Genomic DNA, 15,882 nt, shown 5'->3' with positions numbered 1-15,882 from the left:
CGGCTGAACATTGGCAAAGGCGCAGCCGAACAATTGCTTGGCGCGCTCGATCGCCAGCGTCTCGACTTCGTCCGACGGATGGCAGCCCTGATAATAGCGCTTGCCGGGATAGCCCTCGGCATATTTGTTGGTGAACACCGACCCCTGCGCCTGCAGCACGGCCTTGGAGACGATATTCTCCGACGCGATCAGCTCGATCTGAGTCTGTTCGCGGGTCAGCTCATGTTCGATCCCGGCGAACACCGCCGGGTCGGCATCGGCCAGGCCGCGGGTGAAGAAGCCATCGGGCTGGACATCGTTCAAGGTGCGCGGATTGGTGCTCATGCGGAAGGCTCCTCGGACTGGAGATGGCCGAGTTTTGCGACCCGGTCGGTGTGGCGGCCACCGGCGAAACCAGTGGTCAGGAAAGCGGTGATGCAGGCCTTGGCCATGTCCTCGCCGGTCAGGCGTGCGCCGAGCGCAATGACATTGGCGTCGTTATGTTCGCGCGCGAGCGTGGCCGACAGCGGTTCGCCGACCAGCGCGCAGCGCACCGCCGGATGCCGGTTGACCGCGATCGAGATGCCGATGCCCGACCCGCACAAGGCGACGCCGCGTTCGGCATCGCCGCCGGCGACCGCCGCGGCGAGCTTATAGCCGAAATCGGGATAATCGACCCGCGCATCGCTGTCGGGACCAAGGTCGATCACCTCATGCCCTTCGTCGCGCAGCCAGGCGGCAAGCATGCCCTTCAGCGCGAACGCGGCATGGTCGGAAGCGATGGCGATGCGCATGAACGGTGCGCGCTCCTCTAACGGGTGAAGCGGATGCGGCGGCTCTTACGCAAAGCGTCGCTGGAACGCCACAGCGGAAAAGCCGGCTGTCATAAACAATCGCTTCCATTGGATGATCGCCAGTAGAGCGGATGAGGAAATCGGGCCAAGGTGCAAGGTGTCGGGCGCGACGGGTGCGCATGCGCAAGAGAAGGGGTTGCAGTGACCGAAAAGCGCGTTTGTTTCGATTTCGAGATCGATTTCTCGAATGGCGGCGGCATTCAGGGGCAAGGGTTCCGGCTCGATATCGCCGGGGACAACATCGGCGATGTCGATCTGTCGGCCTATATCATTCGCGACCTGCGATTGCTGATGGTCAGTGAGACCCGCATCCTCAACAAGCGGATCATCGACGAAGCGCACAAGCGCGGCGTCGCGGCGGCCATCGAGCAGCAACCGGGGGCGACGCGGATCGATCTCAGCCATATCATCGAGGCCGGGATGATCACCTACAAGGGGCTGCCGGCACCGCTGATCTGCGACCATCTGTCGCGCGAGGCGTCGCGATCCAGCTATGATGCCGGCACCGAATTCCAGATCGGCCGGATTGAGCTGGTCGGCAACACCGGCACCTATATGGACACGCCGTTTCACCGCTACGCCGATGGCTATGATCTGGCCGACCTTTCGCTTGATCGCATTGCCGCCTGCCCCGGGCTGGTGATCGACGTGTCGGGCGCGACCGGGCGTGCGATCGACTGGATGGCGCTCGCCGCGGATGACATTGCAGGCAAGGCCGTGCTGATCCGCACCAGCTGGGACCGGCACTGGCGGACCGACCAGTATTTCGAGGAGCACCCTCATCTGACCGAAGCGGCGGCGATCCATTTGCGGGATGGCGGCGCTGCCATGGTCGGGATCGATTCATTCAATATCGATGACACGACCGGGGGTACGCGTCCGGTGCACACGGTCCTGCTCGGCGCCGGCATTCCGATCATCGAGCATATGACCGGGCTCGACCGGCTGCCGGCAAGCGGCTTCACCTTTTCGGCGGTGCCGCCCAAGATTCGCGCCATGGGGACTTTCCCGGTTCGCGCCTATGCATTGGTGTAGCTGACGGCGATTGCCCCGCACCCCCGAGCCGCGCTAAGCAACTGATCTGTGACGGATTTGCCTTCAGCCGCGATCGAGCCAAAACCGGCGCTTCCGCCAGTCGATGCCGCACGTGCACGCCTGGTCGAGGTACTGGTGCGCACCGGCGATGAGGATCGGGCGGCGTTTCGCGATCTCTATTCGCTGACATCGGCGAAACTATTTGGCGTATGCCTCCGTATCTGCGGCGAACGGCAAGCGGCGGAAGATGTTTTGCACGACGTGTATCTGACGGTCTGGAAGCGTGCGGGCGCCTATGAACCGAGCCGTGCGAGCCCGATCAGCTGGCTGTCGACCATCGCGCGCAACCGCGCGATCGACTGGCGCCGTGCGCAGGCAGTCCGCCAATCCACCCCGATCGACGAAGCGCCGCCGGTCGCTGACACGGCGCCATTGGCGAGCGAGATCATGGTCGCCGATCAGGAGGCGCATCGGCTGCATCATTGCCTCGACGGGCTGGCAGCGCGGCAGCGCAGCGCGATCCGGACGGCGTTCTTCGACGGCATGACTTATGCCGAGCTGGCCGAGCGCGAGCATGTGCCGCTCGGTACGATGAAAAGCTGGGTGCGGCGCGGGCTGATGAAGCTCAAGGCGTGCCTCGAACGATGAGCGAGGATGTGATCCCGACCGGCGACGATCCCGATGTCGCCGCCGCCGAGTTGGTGCTGGGGCTGCTCGAGGGCGAGGAGCGTGCGGTCGCGCTGCGCCGCGTGCTCGCCGAACCGGGCTTCGCGCAGGAGGTGGAACGCTGGCGCCAGCATCTCGAGCCATTGTTCGAGATCTGGCCGGAGGTCGCCGCGCCGCCGGGCATGATGGAGCGTCTCGACCAGGCGCTGGACGGACCCGCCGCGCCGCGTCGGGCCGCGCTGTTGCGTACCGGCCGGTTATGGCCAGGGATCGCCATAGCATCGAGCCTGCTCGCCGCCGGCCTGTTGCTGGTCGTGCTGGTCCGGCCCACGCCGCCGGTGCCGACCGCCATGCCGCCGAAGCGGCAGCCGGTCGCCACGGCGCCGGCACGGATGCTGGTCGCTTCGATCGATCCGTCGGTCGAGGGGAAGCCGGTCACCGCGGTTTATGACCCGGTTTCGGGTGGCCTGCGCCTGACCGAGTCCGCGCTGGCCGACGCCGATCGCAGCGCCGAGCTATGGGTGATCGCGGGAGACGGCGTGCCGCATTCGCTTGGATTGCTGCATGCCAGTGGCGGCTCGACCTTCATGGTCACCGGCGACAATCGCGCGCGGCTCGTGGCGGGCGCGACGCTGGCGGTCTCGCTCGAGCCGGTAGGCGGCTCGCCGAGCGGATCGCCGACCGGGCCAGTGGTGGCAAAGGGCGTGCTGTCGCAGGTTTGACGGCCGCGGAGTCGACACTGAGAAAGAGCGTGCCGATATAAGTTCCCGGCAAGGCACGATATGCCTGATCCGGTGTCATGGTTGAATCGCCGCCGGTGCCCCGGCCGTGGAACGGGCATGGCTGTGGGGAGATATCGGACACCAGTGATGTCCCATATCTTTTTCCGCTATGATCGGTGAAAATCTATAATTAGATATATATCAACTACTTAAGAAGAAATCTCCAACGCCGTTGCTGCCCGGCCAGAAGTTGCGCGCAAGAAAATTTGCAAAAAATCGAGAAAAATTGCGTGAGCATTGCATCCGATTGCGGTGTGGTGCGTATGTACCTCGGTCTTTCCCCCAAGCGGAAGACGTGTACGGGCGCCGGTCCCCCCTCCAAAACGGCGCCTTGGCGTAGAAAGGGCCTGCCGGCGTCCCCAATGCCGGCAGGCCCTTTTATTTTGCGCACTCCGAAAAAATCACTGCAATGCCGGCAAGTTTCGCCGTCTGCGAACCACTTTCCTGGCGGTCGTTCTCGCGTGCCGCCCATCTCTCCCGCTTCGTCTCGATCGCGCCGTCGCGCATGGCGAAAAGCGTCTCGCAAAGACGCTGACTAGCAAGTCAGTTAATGTTGACAGAAGCCCAAAGCACTGCGATAGGGCGAGCGTGCCGCAAGAGCACAAGAGGCGGCGCCGTCGCCGCAAGGGAGAGATGTCATGAAGCACAGCCTGCTGCTGTCCTCGTCGCTATTGGGCATAGCCATTACCGGCCCGGCCTATGCGCAAGCCGCCGATCCGGCCGCCCCGCCAGCCACCACCGAACAGCTTGCCACCGAGACGCAAGCCGCGAATGATGGCGACATCATCGTCACCGCGACGCGCCGCAACGAGCGGCTGCGCGACGTGCCGCTGAGCATCACCGCCTTTTCGCAGAGCAAGCTCTCGGCCGAGGGCATCGTTGGTTATGAAGGGCTGGCGCGCGAGACGCCGGGCATCGTGATCAACAAGCCGACCGCCAATTTCAACAATTTCACTGCGCGCGGCATTGCCACCAATGGTTATGGCGCCGGCCTGTCGTCGACCGTCGCCATCTATCTCGACGAGCTGCCGATCTCGACCACGGGCAATTCGACCGTGATCGATCCCAATCTCTATGATGTCGAACGGGTCGAATTCCTGCGCGGGCCGCAGGGGACCCTGTTCGGCGCGGGGTCGCTGTCCGGTGCGCTGCGCATCCTGACCAAGAGCCCGGATCTCAACAAATTCGATGTGTCGGGCTCGGCCGATATCGGCCTGACCGGCTCGGATTCGGTCCGCCAGCGCTATAACGCCATGGTCAATGTGCCGCTGATCGACGATGTGCTCGGCCTGCGCGTGGTCGGATTCTATCGCCACGAGGATGGCTGGGTCGATAATCTCGACACCGGCGTGCACAATGCGAACACGCTGAAGGATTATGGCGGCCGCGCGATCCTGTTGTTCAAGCCGACCGACCGCTTATCCGCACGTTTCCTGGCCTCGTACGAAAACAGTCGTCCCGAAGATTCCGCGCTGATCACGCCACGGTTCGGTCGCGACAAGCACCGCTCGTTTCGTCCCGATGTCTATGCCGGCAAGTTGCAGAATTATAATGCGACGATCGATTATCAGTTCGACGGCGCCCGGCTGACCAGTTCGTCGACCTATTCGCACTATTATCAGGACTTCATCGTCGACATCTCCGGTGCGGTCGGCCGTCTGTTCCCCTATGGCATCGAGGCGACCGGGCCGCAAAAGACCTTCGTGCAGGAAACCCGCCTCGCCTCCGATCCGGGCGGCAAGTTAGACTGGGTGATCGGCGGCTTCTATCTGAACCGTACGCTCGACGTGACGCAGATTTTCCGTACGACCTCGGCCTTCCTCGCATCGCGTCCATTGACCGGCGCACTCGGGCCGAACGGCGATATCGTCCAGGCACTGATCTATCGCCAGAAGTCGCATGAACTGGCTGGTTTCGGCGAAGTGACCTATCGGTTCACGGATCGATTCTGGGCAACCGGCGGTATTCGCTACGGTCGCACGGACTCTCAGATTATATACCAGCCTGGAAACTTCACCTCCAATTTCCTGGGCGCCGCGCTGACCCCTAACGCGAAGGGTGCATTGAGCGGCACGACACCGACGACGACCACCTCAACTCAAGCCAAGGTCACCGGCAGCCGTCCCTCGTTCAAAGGCAGCCTGTCGTTCCGCGCCTCGGACGACGTCACCACCTATGCCTCGGTCTCGACCGGCTATCGTGCGCCGGTGCGCAACGCCAATGCCGGCCGCATCAGCGCGATCGACAAGAACGATCTGACGATCCCCGCCGGCGCCGGCTCCGACAAGCTGATCAACTATGAGCTTGGCCTCAAAGGGCGCTTCTTCGGCGGCAAGCTGATGGCCAATGTCGCGCTTTACTATATCGACTGGAAGGACATCCAGGTTCAGGCCAACCGCGTCTCGGATTCGGTGCAGTTCGCCACCAATATCGGCGGCGCCCGCAGCCGTGGCCTGGAATTCGAGATCGTCGCCAATCCGGTCAATCATTTGAGTTTCGGCGCCAATGGCTCGATCGGCGGGACGAAAATCACCAAGCTCAGCGCGTCGGAAGCGGCGATCTCCGGCGCGGTGCTTGGCGGGCGCCTTTCCGCGGCGAATTTCCAGGGCAGCATGTTTGCGCAGATCGGCTTCGACCTGTCGGCGGCGACCTCGGGCTATTTCAACGCGACGTTCCAGCATGTCGGGTCGTTCCCCAACAATTTCCCCAATGTTCCGGGCAAGCCAGGCGTGATCGCGCCGACCTTCGGCTACACCGACAGTTACGAGAACATCAATTTCAGCCTCGCGCTGAAGCGGGACAAATTGTCGGCGACACTGTATCTCGAGAACGTCCTCGACGATCACTCGATCACCTATATCCACCCCGAGGGCTTCGTCGACAGCCGCTTCGGCACGCTGCGCCCGCGCACGGTCGGCATTCGTCTCGGCTATAATCTGTAAGCTTGCGACCGGGCGTCCTGTGCCGGACGCACGGCCCTCTCAGGACCGGGGATGCCTCATGTCGGCCGATGCCGCCACTTTCCGTCAACGACGCGGCTATACCTGGTTCGTGCTGGGCATGCTGTGCTTCGTCTATGTGCTGAACTTTCTCGACCGCCAGCTGCTGTCGATCCTCGCCAAGCCGATTCAGGACGATCTCGGCGTCACCGACGGACAGCTGGGTCGGCTTGGCGGACTCTATTTCGCGCTCTTCTATTGCACCATCTCGATCCCCGTCGCCTGGCTCGCCGATCGCAGCAACCGGGTGAAAGTCGTGTCGATCGCCTGTGCGCTATGGAGCGCGGCGACGATCGCCTGCGGCCTGTCCACGACCTATCCGCAACTGGTCATGGCGCGCATGGCGGTCGGCGTGGGCGAGGCGGGGGGCGTGCCGCCGTCCTATTCGATCATCTCCGATTACTTCCCGGCCGAACGGCGCGGCATGGCGCTGTCGTTATTCAATCTCGGGCCGCCTTTGGGACAGGCTCTCGGGGTTGCGTTCGGTGCGAAGATCGCCGCCGCCTATGACTGGCGCCTCGCCTTCATCCTGCTTGGCGGGGTCGGCGTGGTGACGGCTGCTGTCTTCGCGCTCAGCGTGCGCGAACCGAAACGGGGCGCGAAGGATGTGGTCGCACCGGTTGCCGATACCGTCGCCGCGACCGCGCAAAGCTTTGGCAGCATCATCCGCATGTTCTTCGCCCGGCCGGTGCTGCGGCTGACGGCGCTGGCCTCGGGCGCGACGCAGTTCGTCACGTACGCGATGCTCAATTTCACCACTTTGTTCCTGATGCGCGAAAAGGGCATGACGCTCGATCAGATCGCGATCTGGTACGCGCTGCTGCTCGGTATCGCGGTCAGCGCGGGGATCTGGTCATCGGGCTGGCTGATCGACCGGTTCGGGCCGCGCTCGCGCCAGGCCTATGCGATCGTCCCCGCGGTCGCGCTGATGCTGGCGGTGCCGTTCTTCATCGGTTTCGTCCATGCGCCGAGCTGGCCGGTGGCGATGCTGTTCCTGATCGGGCCGACCTTCTTCAATTTCTTCTATCTCTCTCCGGCAGTCGCGGTGGTGCAGAATTCGGTCACCGCGGCGCAGCGCACCGTGTCGAGCGCGCTGCTGCTGTTCGTGATGAACATGATCGGCCTGGGGCTTGGCCCGACCTTTCTCGGCGCGATGAGCGACTGGTTCCGGGCAAGCCATCCCGACAACCCGCTGCAGCTGGCATTCTATAGCCTCATCCCCTTCTACCTTGTCGCGATCCTGCTCCATCTGATGGTGGCGCGGGCGCTGCGGCGCGAACAGGCGGCGGCGCAATGAGCCGCGACATTATTTGGAGAGCGACATGATCCCGATGCATGCCCCGATCATGGCGCTCGCCGCCAGTGCATTACTGCCAATAACGGCCACGGCTCAGACGATTGAAACCACCCACGGGGCCGTGGCCGGGACGACCACCGGCACCGTTAGCGCATTCAGGGGTATCCCCTATGCGCAAGCGCCAATCGGCCCAATGCGCTGGACGCCGCCGGTTCCCGCCGTCGCCTGGAAAGGCGTGCGCGACGCAAGCAAGTCCGGCCCGGCCTGTATCCAGCCCAAATATCCCGCGACCAGCCTGTATCGCGACGATCCCCCAACGATGAGCGAGGATTGCCTGTCGCTCAATGTCTGGGCGCCGGTCAAGTCGTCGATCGGGGCGCGCAAGGCGCCGGTAATGGTGTGGATCCATGGCGGATCATTGGCGGTCGGGTTCAACGGCAGCCCGATCTATGACGGGGCGAAAATTGCCGCGCGCGGCGTGGTGGTGGTGTCGATCAATTATCGTCTCGGCATCTTCGGCTATCTCGCGCATCCGGCGTTGAGCCAGGAATCGCCGCATCATGCCTCGGGCAATTACGGCCTGCTCGACCAGATCGAGGCGCTGAAATGGGTCAGGGCCAATGCCGCGGCGTTTGGTGGCGATCCCGATAACATTACGATCTTCGGCGAATCCGCCGGCGCGCTGAGCGTGATGGGGCTGATGACCAGCCCCTTGTCGCGCGGCCTGTTCCACAAGGCGATCGCCGAGAGCGGCTATATGATCTCGCTGCCCGAATTGACCAAAGCCAGCCACGGCCTGCCCTCGGGCGAACAGGTCGGCACTTTTGTCGGGGCGGCGCTGAAGGCACCCACGATCGCGGCGCTGCGGGCGATCGATGCGCAGACCTTGTCGACGGCGGCCGCGGCGGGTGGTTTCCTGCCGCTGCCGACGGTCGATGGCTGGGCATTGACCCGCCAGCTGGTCGACAGTTTCGACAAGGGCGAACAGGCGCGCGTGCCGGTCATTGCCGGGTTCAATGCCGGGGAATTGCGCACGCTGCGTGGCTTGGTGCCGCCGATCCCGACCGATGCGGCGATCTATGAAAAGGAAATCCGCGCGCGCTATGGCGATCTCGCCGAGCAATTCCTCAAACTCTATCCGAGCAGCCAGATCGAGGAGAGCATGCTGGAGACGCTGCGCGACGGGATTTACGGCTGGACCTCCGACCGGCTGGCGCGCAGCCAGGCGGCGATCGGCCAGGCCGGTTATCTCTATTATTTCGATCACAGCTATCCGGCCGCCGACGCGCTCAAGCTGCCCGCTTTCCATGCCGCCGAAGTGCCCTATGTGTTCGGCCTGCTGGCGGAGGCCAATGCGCTGCCCAACTGGCCGAAGATTCCGCTAAACCCGGACGAGACCGGCTTGTCGGAGGCAATGATCGGCTATTGGACCAGCTTCGCGCGGACCGGAAAGCCGAGCGCCGCGGGCGCACCGACCTGGCCGGGCATCGCCGACAAGGGTGGCTATCTGCGCTTCGCCGCGCGGCCTGAGGCGCTGTCCGGCCTGTTCACTGACCGCTTCGCGCTGCAGGAAGAGGTGGTCGCCCGCCGGCGGCGTGACGGCACTCAATCCTGGATTCAGAATCTGGGTATTGTCGCGCCGCCCTTGCCCGCTCGTACCGCCGATGCGGCGCGACCGAATTGACGACTTTACCTCAATCCGTGCAATCGCAGGACATGCTCCAACCTGGTACCCCTTCATGACTGATGCCGCCCCCAAACCTCGCCGCACCAAGGCCGAACAGCGCGAAGAGACGCTGGCGCTGATTCTCGACGCGGCCGAGGCGCTGTTCGCCGAGCATGGCTATTACGGCGTGACGTTGAAGGACGTGGCGAAGAAGGTCGGGGTCAGCTCGACGCTGATGCATTATCATTTCAACGGCAAGGAAAGCCTGTTCGACGCGGTCTGGGCGCGGGGGGCGCCGCGCTCGGTCGACGCCCGGCTCGAGGCGATGCGCGCCTATGCCGCAAAGGCCAGCGATCATCCGACCGTGGAGGGTGCGCTGCGCGCTTTTCTCGACACTGATTTCGACCTCAACATGGCGAGCGGGCTGTCCGGCCGGTACATGGGCATTCTTGGCGCGCAGGCGAACAGCGCGCCGGGCTGGGGCGCCGACAAGATGGAGTATTTCAACCCGACCGTGATGGTACTGATCGGACTGCTCAAAAAGGCGCTGCCGGGTTGCGACGAGGCGCGAATCTTCTGGGGCTATCACTTCGTCTCGGGCGCGCTGACTCATGCGATGGCGCGCACCGGACGGATCGACCGGCTGTCGAACGGCCTGTGTTCGTCGGAGGATTTCGCATCGATCAAACATTATATGGCGACTTTCATGGCCGCTGGGTTCGAGGCGATCTGCCGCCTGCCGGCCACCGATCCGGCATGATGGTCGGGCGGGCGGGGCGGCTCGCTGCCGGCATGGCGCTGACGCTGGCCGTTGCCGCCTGTTCGACCGGCGAGCGCGACGATCATAACAGTGACGTTACCGTGGTCAGGGCGGATGACGCGATACCGGTCGCGAGACCGACCTTCGTCGCACAGCCCGACCCCATTGCAACGCCGTCGCCCGATGCGACACCGAACGGCAATGCGCCGGATCCCGGCGAGCCGCCCACGCCGGAGGAAACAGTGGTGCAATAGTGATGCAAAGTCGCTGGCATCGCGCGGCAAGATCGACAAGATGCAGGGGTAATTCGGGGAGCGCATGATGGCGAAATCACTAGTACTGCTGCGCAAGCCCAAGGCCGAACAGCGCGCGGAGATGATCGAACAGATTCTCGACGCGGCCGAATATCTGTTCTCCAAACATGGCCTGTACGGCACGACGTTGAAGGAAGTGGCGCAGCGCGTCGGCGTGCATCACTCGCTGCTCAACTATTATTTCGAGGACAAGAAGGCTCTGTTCGACACGGTCTTTGCCCGGCGGGCGCCGGTCACGATCGATCGCCGCATGGCTGCGCTTGACCAGTATGAGGTGGAAGCGGCGGGCAAGCCGACCGTCGAGGGTGCGCTTCGTGCCTTTCTCGACACCGATCTCGACCTTTACATCAGTGGCGGCGAGGGCTGGAAAAACTATGCCGCGCTCGGCGCGCAGGCCAGCAACACGCCCGAGGGCGCGGCCTTGATGGACAAGCATTTCGACCCGCTCGTGCTGCGCCTGATCGGCTTGCTCAAACAGGCGCTGCCCGGCTGTCCGGAAGAAGATATCTTCTGGGGCTATCATTTCGTGACCGGTGCGCTGCTGCTGACCCTCGCGCGTACCGGTCGTATCGACAAGCTGTCGGGCGGCTTGTGCCGGTCCGACGATTTCGAGGCGGTCAAGGACCGCATGGCCAGCTTCATGGCCGGCGGCTTCATCGCCAATTGCCGGCGCCGTACGGCAGAATAGGCTCAAAAGCCGATCCTGCCGCCCGCTTCGGGCTTGCACGCGACCTCGCGGGCGAGCCGATCCACCACGCCGCGCGCATCGCTGGTCGGCGCATGGCGAAGCTGGCGCGCGACCACTGCGAAGTCGCCCGGAGTCAGTCCTGCGACCTCGCTCAGGCCAGCCGGCGCCGGCATGCCGAAGAAGCGTTCGAATGCCCGTTCGGCCCGCTCGCGTCCGAGCGGGCGCAGGTCGAGCTTGAACACGAAGCGCCGCAGCGTCGCTGGATCGAGCTTCCAGCCATGATTGGTCGCCGCCACCGCCGGCAGGGGATGACGATCGAGCCAGGTGAGCAACTCATTGACCTGGCTCACCTCCCAGCTGGTCCGCGCGGTGCTGCGGTCGAACAACAGCGAGTCCGCCTCGTCGAAAAACAGCACCGCACCGCGCTGCCGCGCCTCGGCAAAGGCGCGCGCGATGCGCACCTCGGTCTCGCCGACATAAGCGGAAAGCAGGTCGGACGCGCGCTTGGTGACGAGCGGCCGATCGAGCATCCGCGCGAGATGCTCAGCCAGCGCGGTCTTGCCGGTGCCCGGCGGACCGGTCAGCAGCAGTGATACATCAGTCACGCCGCCCGCGCCGATCCGATCGAACAATGGCCCAAGCGGCGTATCCGCCTCGTAGAGCTCAAGGTCGAGCGCGCCCGTGCCACCCGGCGGCAATTCCCCGCCGCGCAGTGCGCGCACCAATGCTTCGGCCGGGCGAACGCCGCCATCACTCTCGCCCGCCAGCCGCCCGGCGCGCGCGGCGACGCGCAGCACCGTCGCGGTTTCGGGCGCCGTGTCGAGCAACCGCTCGAACCCGCTGCCCGGCGCCACGCCTTCCTCTGTCGCGATACGGTCGAGCATGCGCCGCCCCGCCGCGCGCGACGGCAGGTCGAGCTTCAGGATGAAGCTCATCCGGCGCAGGATCGCGTCATCGACATTACCGATCGCATTGGTGGTCCAGATCACTGGCACCGGGTTCGCCTCAAGCAGCCGGTTGACGAAGATCTTGCTGCCTTCGCGCCGCGCGAACCAGTCGCCGCCGCTCGGTCGTGCATCGCCGATCAGATCCTCCATCTCGTCGAACAGCAGCACCGCGCCGGCGCGTCGGGCGAGCAGCCGCTGCGCGAGCTGCAGCGCGTTGACCCGGTCCCACCGCGTCGGCTCCTCGCCATCGTCATCGACTTCGCCGACACCGTGCAGCACCAGGCCCGCCGCCGCGGCCAGCGTGCGGGCGAGTTCAGTCTTGCCAGTGCCGGGAGGGCCGTGGATCAGGATATTGATCCCCGCTGCCTGTTCCGCCGCCACGCCGCGCAGCAACCGGACCAGCAGCGGGACGTCGGCGACATGCGCGAAGTCTTCCAGCTCCAGCCGCGCCGCCTGGCGGATGCCGACCAACGTGTCGATCATCCCCTCGTTTTGCGCCGGGGCGCGGTCGAGCAGCCGCTCGAGCATCCAGTAGATCTCGACTTCGACTTCGCCCTTGCGGTTGGCGCGAAAGCCGCCAAGCCCGAGACGCAGCAGTGCGCTCTGCCGCACGATCCGCGCGGCTTCGTTCGGGTCGGCGCCGGCCAGCTCGCCGAGCAGAGTCGGCAGGTCATGGCCATGCGTGCTCGCGATCGACATCAGCCGGCCGACGCGCGGCAGCCGGTCGCACGCCACGACCAGAGTCAGCAGCGCGCGGTCGACCGGCTCCAGCGCCAACAGATCGGCAAGGCGGTCAGTCAGCTCCAGCACATGCGGACGCGCCTCACCCGTCGGCCGCGCTGCCGCGACTGCCTTGAGCAACGCCTTCCATTTCAGCGGCGGCGGCGCCTTGTCGGGTCCCGCCTTGCCGAGTTTCGTCGCGGTCAGCCAGGCGCGGTGCGGCTCGGCCCATTGCAGGGCCGCCAGCGCCAGCGGCGCGGATGCGGACACACCGCGCCCGATCCGGAGCAACACGCTCCGGACGATTTCATGTTCTTCCATGATCTCTTTTCCGTATCACCGCCCGGACGGCGCGCGGACGCAACAAGGCGCAGCGCGAGGCCGGGTCGGTTCTTCTGTGCGGATCCGCGGCGGGTCTGCTGCCCGGCCGCGGCGCTTTACGGAAAAGCGCTTATGGCAGGGAGCGGTTGCCGCCGAACGGAACGCCGGTAATGGCGGTCTGGCTCGACATTGCATATCTCCGTTGTGCGACCATCATTGGGATGTCGCGCGCGGCGGCCCATAGCCGAAACGACCGCCGCGCGCAATGTCACCCCTATCGAATCTCGACCCGGTGCGTGCCGGTTTCGAGCTGTTCGAACACGCATCGCCGGCCGAGAAAGCGGCCGATGATGTCCGCCGCGGTCAGGCTGTGCTGGCTCGGCTTGACCGTGGTGAACGTGCCGCCGCCGGCCAGTGCGAAGGGCAACAGCAGCTGATCGGCGAGATACGGCCCGGCAAACGCGTCCGACGCCTCATAGCCCGTCATGCGCCCGGCCGCGCGCCGGGCAAGCTGTTCGGCGGGCACGCCGAGCTGGCCGAAACCGCTGACGATTTCGGTGACGTGCTCATAAGCCGCCTCGAGCAGGAGGATGTTGCCCGGCCCCTGTTCCTCGGGCAGTTGGCGCACCGCGAACGCTTCCTTGGGCCAGCCGAGCAGCTTCTTCGCGGTCGCGATCTCGCGATCGGCGACCTCGAACGGCAGGCCGGTGAACATCGCCAGCGCCGAACGCGACAGCAGTGCGCCGCGCTCGACACAATCGATCGGCCGCAGCGGCGCAGGCGCGATGTCGACCTCGATCCGGCCGCCGCCGCGCGGGTAGAAACCGTGCCGTACCAGCCGCGCTTCGACCGTCGGCCCCATGCGGTTGACGACCGGCAGAAAGGTCCGCGCGATGAAGTCGAACGGCGGCGCCATCATGTTATGCGTGCCGCCTTCAAGGATCAGCCGCGACGGCGCGCCGGCGAGGATGAGCGGCATCAGCACCGTCTGCAGCACCAGGCTGGTGCTGCCGGCAGTGCCGACCGCGAAGCGATAGTCGCCGGGCACGACCGTGCCGGGCCGGAAGACAAGCTCGCCCGATCCGACCGCCAGCCCGTCGCAGTCGCCGCCGCCGATCGTGCATGCGGCCTCGACCGCGGTGACATGCTGGCGCATCAGCCCCGGCTTCGACCGCTTGCCGCGGACATTGGTGATGTGGAACGGCGTGCCGGTGACGAGCGACAGTGCGCACGCATTGCGCACGACCTGCCCCCCGCCTTCGCCTTCCGATCCGTCGATGATGATCATGGTCAATCCGTATCCGTAAATAACAATATCGTGACGACACCGGTGCGGGTGTCGAACCAGAAGAAAGAAGCGTCCCAGGTGATGCCGTAAAACCAGTCGCTCCACGGCTTCCAGCTTGTCCAAGTGGTCGTTTCCGTGAATCTCTTGTCGAACGCTGCCGCGACGAACGCATCTGCAAGTTGGAGTGCCTCTTCGTCGGTACCGTCGAACCGGCGATAAGCGCCGCCCGAACTGATCGATCCGGCCAGTCGGCCATAGACGACAAAGGGCGCTTCCATCGCGAACTCGGTGGGCGTGATGGTCATGGTCGGCCCAACGATTTCCGGGAGGGCAGCCACAACATTGGGGTGCCGGAAAAATCGCTCGAAGAAATCATACTCATTCAGGCGATTACGCGACAGCATCCAGAACACAGCGGGAGCCGCGTTGATCTGGAACTGCGCGACACGCGCGCCGCCATTCACATGGCTGGCAACAAGAGCGCTCTGCACTGCGGTCAAACGGGAATCGAGTGGCTCGATGGCGGTAATGACCGTCCCGTCCCAATCGCGTATGAATGCGGTGAGCTCGGGGCGTTCAGCCTCCCAATTGATGGCGCGATAATCCATTATTCATTCCTCTGCGCATCCTGCGTCTCCGACACTGCCTTACGGTCGATGGCACTCAGGATCCGGGTTTGCGTTCGTCTGGCAATGATGACCGCACATGAGCGAGAAAGCGCTCATCGCAGGCACCGAAACGTAGACAGTTCGCTCTGGCAGCGGTGAGGCTGAGGAGGCTGAGCGCGCCATTCGGCCCGCCCCATACCTCATCGGCGTTTGCCTGACTCTGGCCATCGTCTTCCCAGAAACAGACCGCGCAGATTTCATAGGCTGCAGGCTGCGCGAGGGTTCTGTGCCGACAGCACGGACACGCGATCCAACGTCCTTTCATATTTCCTTGGCTGGCGGTCGCGGTGTGAAGGGCGTCGTTGCGGCTTGCCAGCAAGCCGGTGAGGCGGCTGCGACATGGCCCCGCCATGTCGCTGATCGCCGCCTCACCCCTTCACGCACACCACTTGCTTCAGTGTGTGGACGATCTCCACCAGATCGGCTTGGGCGGCCATCACGGCTTCGATCGGCTTGTAGGCGCGGGGACTTTCGTCGATCACGCCGACATCCTTGCGGCACGCTACACCCTCGGTCGCGGCGATATGCTCGGCCAGCGACACCTGCTTCTTGGCCTCGGTGCGCGACATCACGCGCCCCGCACCATGGCTGCAACTGTCGAACGACTCCGCATTGCCGAGGCCCCGGACGATGAACGATTTCGCGCCCATCGACCCCGGGATGATCCCGAGCACGCCCTTCGCCGCGCGCACCGCCCCCTTGCGGGTAACGAGCACATTCTCGCCGAAATGGTTTTCCCGCGTCACATAATTGTGATGGCAGTTGACCGCTTCCAACTCGGCGTCGAACGGCTTGGCGATCACGCCGCGGATCGCGCGGATGACGTTGGTCATCATCATGCGGCGGTTGAGCGCCGCATAATCCTGCGCCCAGCCGACCGCCTCGACATAATCGTCGA

General features: G+C 64.7%; 15 protein-coding genes and 1 pseudogene. 9 read left to right on the top strand and 7 right to left on the bottom strand.

Going from position 1 to position 15,882, the window contains the following annotated elements:
- Nucleotides 1–324: pseudogene (glyA, locus tag ACRECS_RS26325) on the bottom strand (serine hydroxymethyltransferase); the annotation flags it as partial.
- Nucleotides 321–773: a ribose 5-phosphate isomerase B gene (gene rpiB, locus ACRECS_RS26320; protein ID WP_431585937.1), complete on the bottom strand. Its 453-nt coding sequence runs from the start codon at nt 771–773 to the stop codon at nt 321–323. The gene rpiB and the pseudogene glyA, both read right to left, overlap by 4 nt.
- 201 nt (nt 774–974) lie before the next feature.
- Between rpiB and ACRECS_RS26315 the strand changes: the two genes are divergently transcribed.
- From ACRECS_RS26315 to ACRECS_RS26275, 9 genes are all read left to right on the top strand, one after another.
- Entirely contained in the window at nt 975–1,868 is an 894-nt protein-coding gene (locus ACRECS_RS26315; protein ID WP_431585936.1) for a cyclase family protein, read from the top strand.
- A 48-nt stretch (nt 1,869–1,916) separates the two neighbouring features.
- Nucleotides 1,917–2,516 (top strand): sigma-70 family RNA polymerase sigma factor, encoded by a 600-nt coding sequence (locus tag ACRECS_RS26310; RefSeq protein WP_431585935.1) that lies wholly within the window; start codon nt 1,917–1,919, stop codon nt 2,514–2,516.
- Nucleotides 2,513–3,256, top strand: coding sequence for an anti-sigma factor (locus ACRECS_RS26305; protein WP_431585934.1), 744 nt, complete (start codon nt 2,513–2,515; stop codon nt 3,254–3,256). Before ACRECS_RS26310 ends, ACRECS_RS26305 begins: the two co-directional genes overlap by 4 nt.
- Nucleotides 3,257–3,954: 698 nt before the next feature.
- A complete protein-coding gene (locus ACRECS_RS26300; RefSeq protein ID WP_431585933.1) occupies nt 3,955–6,258 on the top strand; it encodes a TonB-dependent receptor in 2,304 nt (767 codons plus the stop codon).
- Between the two features lie 58 nt (nt 6,259–6,316).
- Nucleotides 6,317–7,612 carry a spinster family MFS transporter gene (locus tag ACRECS_RS26295; protein WP_431585932.1) on the top strand — a complete coding sequence of 432 codons (1,296 nt, stop codon included), beginning with the start codon at nt 6,317–6,319 and terminating at the stop codon, nt 7,610–7,612.
- 25 nt (nt 7,613–7,637) lie between these two features.
- Complete coding sequence (locus ACRECS_RS26290) at nt 7,638–9,296, top strand: carboxylesterase/lipase family protein (RefSeq protein WP_431585931.1); 1,659 nt, start codon at nt 7,638–7,640, stop codon at nt 9,294–9,296.
- 55 nt (nt 9,297–9,351) lie between these two features.
- Nucleotides 9,352–10,038, top strand: coding sequence for a TetR/AcrR family transcriptional regulator (locus ACRECS_RS26285; protein WP_431585930.1), 687 nt, complete (start codon nt 9,352–9,354; stop codon nt 10,036–10,038).
- A complete protein-coding gene (locus ACRECS_RS26280; RefSeq protein WP_431585929.1) occupies nt 10,035–10,292 on the top strand; it encodes a hypothetical protein in 258 nt (85 codons plus the stop codon). The genes ACRECS_RS26285 and ACRECS_RS26280 overlap by 4 nt, the downstream gene beginning before the upstream one ends.
- Before the next feature lie 67 nt (nt 10,293–10,359).
- Nucleotides 10,360–11,040: a TetR/AcrR family transcriptional regulator gene (locus ACRECS_RS26275; RefSeq protein ID WP_431585928.1), complete on the top strand. Its 681-nt coding sequence runs from the start codon at nt 10,360–10,362 to the stop codon at nt 11,038–11,040.
- 2 nt (nt 11,041–11,042) lie between these two features.
- Here ACRECS_RS26275 and ACRECS_RS26270 read toward each other — a convergent pair whose 3' ends face one another.
- From ACRECS_RS26270 to ACRECS_RS26250, 5 genes are all read right to left on the bottom strand, one after another.
- On the bottom strand, nt 11,043–13,028 hold the full coding sequence (locus tag ACRECS_RS26270; protein WP_431585927.1) for an AAA family ATPase: 1,986 nt from the start codon (nt 13,026–13,028) through the stop codon (nt 11,043–11,045).
- A gap of 274 nt (nt 13,029–13,302) precedes the next feature.
- Nucleotides 13,303–14,316 (bottom strand): RNA 3'-terminal phosphate cyclase, encoded by a 1,014-nt coding sequence (gene rtcA / locus ACRECS_RS26265; RefSeq protein WP_431585926.1) that lies wholly within the window; start codon nt 14,314–14,316, stop codon nt 13,303–13,305.
- A 2-nt stretch (nt 14,317–14,318) separates the two neighbouring features.
- Nucleotides 14,319–14,924, bottom strand: a complete 606-nt coding sequence (locus ACRECS_RS26260) for a hypothetical protein (RefSeq protein WP_431585925.1) — start codon at nt 14,922–14,924, stop codon at nt 14,319–14,321.
- 55 nt (nt 14,925–14,979) lie between these two features.
- Nucleotides 14,980–15,249, bottom strand: coding sequence for a CPCC family cysteine-rich protein (locus ACRECS_RS26255; protein WP_431585938.1), 270 nt, complete (start codon nt 15,247–15,249; stop codon nt 14,980–14,982).
- A gap of 103 nt (nt 15,250–15,352) precedes the next feature.
- Nucleotides 15,353–15,882 (bottom strand): RtcB family protein (locus ACRECS_RS26250; protein WP_431585924.1); only part of this gene is annotated, 530 nt, incomplete at its 5' end.

This window comes from Sphingomonas sp. (assembly GCF_050725575.1).
Lineage (GTDB): Bacteria > Pseudomonadota > Alphaproteobacteria > Sphingomonadales > Sphingomonadaceae > Sphingomonas.
This window is presented reverse-complemented; position numbering and strand designations above follow the sequence as displayed.

Bases quoted from the DNA above. Each gene is read 5' to 3' on its own strand.
- rpiB (WP_431585937.1), bottom strand. From the start codon at position 773: ATGCGCATCGCCATCGCTTCCGACCATGCCGCGTTCGCGCTGAAGGGC.
- ACRECS_RS26305 (WP_431585934.1), top strand. From the start codon at position 2,513: ATGAGCGAGGATGTGATCCCGACCGGCGACGATCCCGATGTCGCCGCC.
- ACRECS_RS26300 (WP_431585933.1), top strand. From the start codon at position 3,955: ATGAAGCACAGCCTGCTGCTGTCCTCGTCGCTATTGGGCATAGCCATT.
- ACRECS_RS26295 (WP_431585932.1), top strand. From the start codon at position 6,317: ATGTCGGCCGATGCCGCCACTTTCCGTCAACGACGCGGCTATACCTGG.
- ACRECS_RS26290 (WP_431585931.1), top strand. From the start codon at position 7,638: ATGATCCCGATGCATGCCCCGATCATGGCGCTCGCCGCCAGTGCATTA.
- ACRECS_RS26285 (WP_431585930.1), top strand. From the start codon at position 9,352: ATGACTGATGCCGCCCCCAAACCTCGCCGCACCAAGGCCGAACAGCGC.
- ACRECS_RS26280 (WP_431585929.1), top strand. From the start codon at position 10,035: ATGATGGTCGGGCGGGCGGGGCGGCTCGCTGCCGGCATGGCGCTGACG.
- ACRECS_RS26275 (WP_431585928.1), top strand. From the start codon at position 10,360: ATGGCGAAATCACTAGTACTGCTGCGCAAGCCCAAGGCCGAACAGCGC.
- ACRECS_RS26270 (WP_431585927.1), bottom strand. From the start codon at position 13,028: ATGGAAGAACATGAAATCGTCCGGAGCGTGTTGCTCCGGATCGGGCGC.
- rtcA (WP_431585926.1), bottom strand. From the start codon at position 14,316: ATGATCATCATCGACGGATCGGAAGGCGAAGGCGGGGGGCAGGTCGTG.
- ACRECS_RS26260 (WP_431585925.1), bottom strand. From the start codon at position 14,924: ATGGATTATCGCGCCATCAATTGGGAGGCTGAACGCCCCGAGCTCACC.
- ACRECS_RS26255 (WP_431585938.1), bottom strand. From the start codon at position 15,249: ATGAAAGGACGTTGGATCGCGTGTCCGTGCTGTCGGCACAGAACCCTC.